The 6,458-nt window shown below is 54.8% G+C and carries 5 protein-coding genes; 1 reads left to right on the top strand and 4 read right to left on the bottom strand.

The window, feature by feature from the left end; translation table 11 throughout:
• Positions 1 to 180: 180 nt before the first annotated feature.
• From SY26_RS19515 to SY26_RS19505, 3 genes are all read right to left on the bottom strand, one after another.
• Positions 181 to 1,167, bottom strand: coding sequence for a phosphoribosyltransferase (locus tag SY26_RS19515; RefSeq protein ID WP_046001952.1), 987 nt, complete (start codon positions 1,165 to 1,167; stop codon positions 181 to 183).
• A gap of 273 nt (positions 1,168 to 1,440) precedes the next feature.
• Positions 1,441 to 2,862, bottom strand: a complete 1,422-nt coding sequence (locus tag SY26_RS19510) for a lipopolysaccharide biosynthesis protein (RefSeq protein ID WP_232303432.1) — start codon at positions 2,860 to 2,862, stop codon at positions 1,441 to 1,443.
• Between the two features lie 215 nt (positions 2,863 to 3,077).
• Positions 3,078 to 4,169, bottom strand: coding sequence for a glycosyltransferase (locus tag SY26_RS19505; protein ID WP_198143241.1), 1,092 nt, complete (start codon positions 4,167 to 4,169; stop codon positions 3,078 to 3,080).
• Between the two features lie 782 nt (positions 4,170 to 4,951).
• Between SY26_RS19505 and SY26_RS20855 the strand changes: the two genes are divergently transcribed.
• Positions 4,952 to 6,040: a glycosyltransferase family 4 protein gene (locus tag SY26_RS20855; protein ID WP_084693980.1), complete on the top strand. Its 1,089-nt coding sequence runs from the start codon at positions 4,952 to 4,954 to the stop codon at positions 6,038 to 6,040.
• 235 nt (positions 6,041 to 6,275) lie between these two features.
• Here the strand turns inward: SY26_RS20855 and SY26_RS22000 are convergent.
• Positions 6,276 to 6,458: hypothetical protein (locus SY26_RS22000; protein WP_232303430.1), on the bottom strand; the 183-nt coding region annotated here is incomplete at its 5' end.

Here is a 6,458-nt window from a genome sequence, read left to right as displayed (position 1 = left end):
CCGCTACGAAAGGTGCCCGAAGGTCTTTCTGTCCGCCATCGCTCTCGCCGCAACTGTCATTTTCTAGCTTTGAAAATTAACGAGGCTGGAGCCTAGCGAAGAAGGCGTCTAGGAAACATGGGGCTATTCACTCCGCCATTTAGCAGTATGCTTCAAACCCCAAGGTAGACCGTTTTAAGATCAGCCATTTCGCGAAAGCAAGCTCTTTAATGCGGCATAACGGTTTGTCCCTAGTATAGTCCGCACAACTCTCTTTGCGACATCCTTGCCTTGACTGACGGACCGTAAGTTCGGTAGCTGCGCCAAGACCGAAGCAATGTCCGGCGTGATCAGTTGATGCGTCTCGAGGCAAAGTACTGGTTTTCCCGAGAGCTGTGCAATCTTGATTGCCTGCTTGTTTTCACTTTCGATGAACAACATGGCATCGCTTTTGCGATAATATTCAGCCTTGAAACTACCGTGAACCGCAAGCCGTTGCCGTTCTGCCTTGCTGGGCAGATCAAGCATCACCAATTTTTCATATTGGATTCCGTTTGATGCCAACCATGCTTCAGTGCTTGGCCTGTATTTTTCCAATCTGCTGGTAACAAGAGTGCCTATCTTGCGCTTTGTTGAATACAGCTTGCGAGCGTTGCCCAGAAAATCCAAGTAAGCTGCGCCGTCATCATTCTCGGCATCGGTAGGATCGACGCACAAGACGCCGTCAATATCAACACAGCTTTGAGCCAACCACTTGTGATGCATGAAATTCCATTGAAACATGCGCGGCTGAGGCAATATTTCGAACACCAGATCTGCCTCGGGGTGTGACAGCTTGCTTCCGTAAACTGCAGCAAAGATGTAATCGGCCTCGATGCCAGACTGAGCAATCTTTTTGCGGGCTTCGGTCATAGCCGTGCCGCCGTTGATGCTGTCATCCAGAACCAGCACCTTGCGCCGGGCCTCTTTATCTGGCGCCACCTGGGTCTTGGTCACGCCGCTGGCATACGTACGCCCCTGCACATAGCTGTCGATGTCGGACAGCGGTATGTTCACGGCAAGACTCAAAAGATTTGCCGCCAGCAGCCCACTGCGCGGAATGCCGACAACCACATCGATGTCCTGCGGCAGACGGTGCAGGTTCTTCAGGATGGTCTCATTCAAGTCCGCGATGGATCGGTAGTACATGTTAACTCTCTTTCACCGTAAGCTGCCCTTCAACCAGATGCCGCAGATTGGCACCATTGTTTTTTGCTTCTGCTTTATGGCAGGTATGGGCAGTGAAGATCACAGGTTCGACGCTTATACGTTGCTGCGTTCGACAACACCGAGGCTGATATGATGAGCCAAGCCGCGTGACCAAGATACCATTGAAGATAAAAGCTCATGCAAGGTGGCTGGTCCCAGTGTTGTCAGGATGCGTGTTGGCCGCTTCAGCGCTTAAAACGGCGCCTGCAGACGTTAGTTGCGAATGCGTCGGGCAATACCGAAAAGAAGTTCACCGACTTCCTTAAGCGTCTCGCGTCCTGACGCAGTCATGCTGGCCAGTGCGGTCACAGCTGCATAAGCGAACAGCATGCCGAGCACGAGCGCAGGCAATGGAGTCTCAGGAAAGTATGGTATAAGAACCCACAGAGCTAATACGACAAGATGCGATCCCAACAGGAAGGGCCATGTCGCCTTCAATATATCTGCGACCCTGATCGGTCCTCGGCGCCCGACATACCACCACAGGATTGGCGTCTTGATGTATTCGCTTATCGCATAGGCAAACGCGACACCCACCGCTCCCCATCCGATGCCGATCGAAAAGGCCGTGACGGCGAACCCGGCCGTGGCCAAACCCCAATACAGGAATTCGCGGGACCTTCCCTGGCTGACAAACAGCCAACCAGCGGGGTTGTTGAGTGGTTGTACCAAGCCCGCAAAGCCAAGTGCGGCAAAGATGATCGCACTTTTAGCCCACTGTTCACCCAAAAGGAAGGGGATCAGGACATCAGCCATGGCAATGCTCATTGCGACACCGGGCAGTGTCGCGAGCAGGACCAGCCGTATGACCCGCAGATAGGCTCGGCGATACCTATCAGGTTCGCCGGACATGCGCGACAAGGTGGGCACCATCACCCGCGAGAGTGGATTGGTGATCTGCGTCAGGGGAAACAGCAGCAGCTTGTAGGCACGCTCGTAAAGGCCCAGCTGCACACCGCCCCAGTAGCGTCCGATGAGGATATTATCTAGGTTCCGGGCGAAGAAATTGGCAAAGTTGAATCCTGTCAGTTCGGCGCCAAACCCCACCATTGACCATCCGTTCCCAGCGCGTCCCGGTCGTGATGGTCGCCATGGCGAGCTGACCCAGACCAAGATGATCCCGACCAGTGCCCCGGCGACAGAGGCGCCCCACAGCGCCCAGTATGATGGCGAAATACTGGCCCAGACGATTGCCGTACCCAAGGTCGTTAGGCCCACAGCGACTTCTATCATCGCCAGCCGACCAAATTCCATGCGCCGGTTCAGCAGCGCGCCGTGTTGCGCACCGCTTCCGCTCAGCAGAACCGGCAGCGCCATTGCCGCGATCAGCGGTCCGACACGTGGCTCGTTGTAAAAGTCGGCTGCTAGGGGGGCGATCGCGACTACTGCGGCCGCCACGGCGACACTTACTCCGACATTTATCCAGAACAGGAAGTTGACTTCCTCGTGCCCGATCCGGGGGCGCTGTACAGTGGCTTGTGTCAACCCTAGGTTCTGGAACAGCCCCATGAAGGCAAGGACGGGTCCGGCCATGGCCACTAGGCCAAAGTCGTCAGGCGCCAGCAACCGTGAAAGTACGATGACGGAAATGATCTGCAGGCCAAGCTTTATGGCCTGTGCCCCACCGGTTGCCATGATCCCGCGCCCGACGGATGCTCTGAGGGACCCCTCGGGAGGGTCAAACATGTTAATCAACGTAGTCAGGATCTGCCTCCAGCTTCCAGCTTCCAAGATGCCGTGGCATGATGCTGTATCGCAATGTGCTACTATAGGATTGCATCTACTATCCAGTGATATCTTTGACAAAGCTGACCACACCACCGGGCACGCTTCGAGTATTCGGCTGCGTTTCAGATTGCAGAATCATGTCGCATTACGCCGGCTTGGCGCGCCCTTTCAAGCGTTGCCAGGAACGTTGCAAACTGGGTGTCCAGCTGCATCTGCGGGCGTTTGGAATACTCCAGCGCAGCGACTGACAAGGCCATGTATGCGTTGGGATCGAACCAGAGGCTTCGAACCGCGGCAACCCAATGATCCAATGGGGCATCGTAATCCAGCACCAAGCCGCCTGCGCCGATCGCCTCTGGCAATCCGCCGCGGCGTGAGCCGATCACCGGAATGCCGCTGCAATGGGCCTCGGAGGCGACGCGCCCCCAGGCTTCTTCCCACTTACTGGGAGCCAGCAAAATTTTCGTGCGTCCATAGATTGTCTTCATGTCCGGGGTGCGCCCCTCCAGGCAAACATTGGGCAAGGACGCGATCACCTGTTCGATCTGGGCGCGGTAAGCATCTCCCAGTGTCCAGCTTTCGACGAACAGAAAGGGTATGTCGGGGCACTCCCGTGCAATTTGCACGGCGCGATCGAAGCCCTTTTCAGGATAGGGATTGATCAGGGTAACGTATTCTCCGGTCGTGGGCGTGCGGTACTGGCCTGAGTTGATGGTGGGTGGAATGACAGTAGCGTCGACCCCGAATTTTTCCTTGTAGGTTCTGGCTGTAAAGTCGGAGTTGGCGATGTAATGCGCCGAAGTCAGTTCCCGCAGATCGCCACCCAGCTCGTGAAACTCGACATTGCGCAAGTACACCACTATCGGCACGCCTTGCGCCTGGAGCGCCTTTCCGATCGGCACCGACTGGTGGCACTGTACGACCGCGACATCAGGTTTGAGTTTCTGGACAGCAAATCGGGCAGCTTCCCAAGGAAACCACGCACGGATCACCGGGTAGCCGGGTAATCTATCAATCACCCCCGGCCGGCGCGACAGTTTCAGTTTGATACGTGCTTTCAATCCGAAGGTACCGGTCCCGAACAACGCAGCCAAAACAGAAGGCTGATGGCCACTTGCCATAAGCTGCAAGGCCAGATGATGCGTGCTGGACTGAACTCCACCGCTAAATTCAGGGGGATATCCCTTCCCACTACCAAAAAGCACATTCATCATTAAAGTCCTTATTTCCTGCGGCACGACCATGCTTGAGGTCTCTTTCTTAGCTTAAAGCTTCTAATGAGGCTTGAGTACCCTTTGAACTGACTTGCGGAATCCTTGTGGTTCCTTCAGACCAATTTCTGTATCCCATTATGACTATTGACATGGTACGAGAACGCGCTATTGCTCGCCGGCCCTGAGACAGGGATGGCGTCATTCAAAAATAACCTCTTTTTAACAAAATGTTATTGGATGGTCTGCCTTCGAAGAGGCGTCTGTTCTTGCGGACGGTACTGCCCTGTTTAAAACTGCAATGTGGCTACGCGCGAGGCCAAAGGCACCCTCAGGTCAGGGACGATCCTCTTCGAACTGCTGTTCTCGTCTTCCAGCGCCTTCAGCCGGCGTATCTCATTAGGCAGTAGCTCGCCTTGCAGCAGATTTCAGCCACCGGTGAGCTTTCCTCGCCCTGTTCCAGGACGAATGCCTTCTGCCCTTCCATGAACCTCACTGCTTCCATCATCTTAGGCCCTTTTCCGGCTAGGGACTATTAGCCGAAAACTCTAAGTTCAAACAGTCTAGTTCTCAGGGGGCGGAACAAAAAAGAGCTGCTAAAATTTTCGGAACTTAACAAATCGCATGCAGATACTTGTTGCCGCTGTAGCGGACACGTAAGCAGTGCAACGTAACACTGCCTCTACGGATGTGTTGTGTCGCAGGGGTGGTACGCCATTCAGCAACCCGTCACAATCTAGCCTCTAAAACGGAATATTCGACCATAACCCGGAGATATTGTCTAAATGCGTGTGCTATTTACCTGTGGTCTGGGTTATCTTCCGCAACGCTCCGGCGGTGCTCAGTCTAGTACTGATCAACTCGCCAACGCCTTGAAGCGAGCCGGGCACGAGCCCGCTGTGTTGACGGCGCTTGAACCAGGTAACAGTCTGGTTTGGCGGTCTAAGCTTCAACGCAAGCTGACAGGCAGGACCTTTTCGCGCGATCAGGGTATGGGGTATCCGGTTTTTCGTGCTTGGGATCCAACCAACACAGCAGAAGTTGTCCGACGCTTTAAACCCGATGTGGCAGTCGTTCAGAACGGTTCCATGGTCCCAATCGCCAACAGCCTTCAAAAAGAGGGCGTTCCGGTAATTTTATATTTTAGAAATGTCGAATTTAGTGAAATGGGCGGAGATCTCATGGACATTCATCCGCTTGCCTGCATCTCAAATTCAAATTTCACGGCCCGGCGCTACTTTGACGCCTATGGAATTGAATCCCACATAATCCCCCCCCTGGTGGACCCGGTAAAATATCGCACGGACAGCACTCGAAAAAATGTCACTTTGATCAATCCCTCGCCCCTCAAAGGGGGCAATTTGGCTATTGATATTGCCAGCCTCTGCCCTGACATTCCTTTTGTATTCGTACAGAGTTGGAAGCTGCATGATGAAACGCATGCGGCATTGATCGAGAGGGTTACGCAGGTCCCCAATATCACCCTGCAGCCGCGTACCGATGATATGAAGTCCGTCTATGGGCGCGCACGCATCCTGCTGGCACCTAGCCAGTGGGAGGAGGCTTGGGGCCGGGTGGCATCCGAGGCGCATTGCAGCGGTATCCCGGTGTTGGGATCGAATCGAGGCGGTCTGCCCGAAGCGATTGGTCCGGGGGGCATTGTTCTGCCCTATGACGCATCCGCGCAGGACTGGGCTAATGCGCTGCGCCAAATGTGGGATGACATAGAAGTATATGATAGGCTTTCATTAGCGGCCCGCAATTTTTCCAAGCGCCCTGAAATTGTACCCGAAAACCAGTTCGAAACCTTCTTGAAGGTCATCGAAAAAGCTATCTCTTCAGACCCGGCATCTGGTGGGCCGAATTTGGGGTGAACTGGTCCAGCTTTATAGTTTCAACCAGATAGTGGAACGGGGCTATATCCCGCTCCCTGAGGGACTGCATCCCGGGTGAGGGTCCTGCATAGATGTTGGTTTCGAAGACCGGCATTCCTGCAGCTGCGACCACTGACCTGCCACGGGACTTTTCCTCCATCTGCGATTGGAGTCCGGCCCATGGTGCGCTGCTCCCTGGCCTTGGACCGCCGGATGCTGGAGTTTTCCGGCTTGGTCATGGCGACGGGCTGGCTGCGCCGCCGGGATAATGCAGGGCGATCGGCATGTTATATCCGATGGCGCTGTGGGGTCGGTCCTTGTTGTAGGCTCCAGCCTCGTTAATTTTCAAAGCTAGAAAATGACAGTTGCGGCGAGAGCGATGGCGGACAGAAAGACCTTCGGGCACCTTTCGTAGCGG

Source organism: Paracoccus sp. 228, assembly GCF_000967825.1.
Taxonomy (GTDB): Bacteria; Pseudomonadota; Alphaproteobacteria; order Rhodobacterales; family Rhodobacteraceae; genus Paracoccus; species Paracoccus marcusii.
This window is presented reverse-complemented; position numbering and strand designations above follow the sequence as displayed.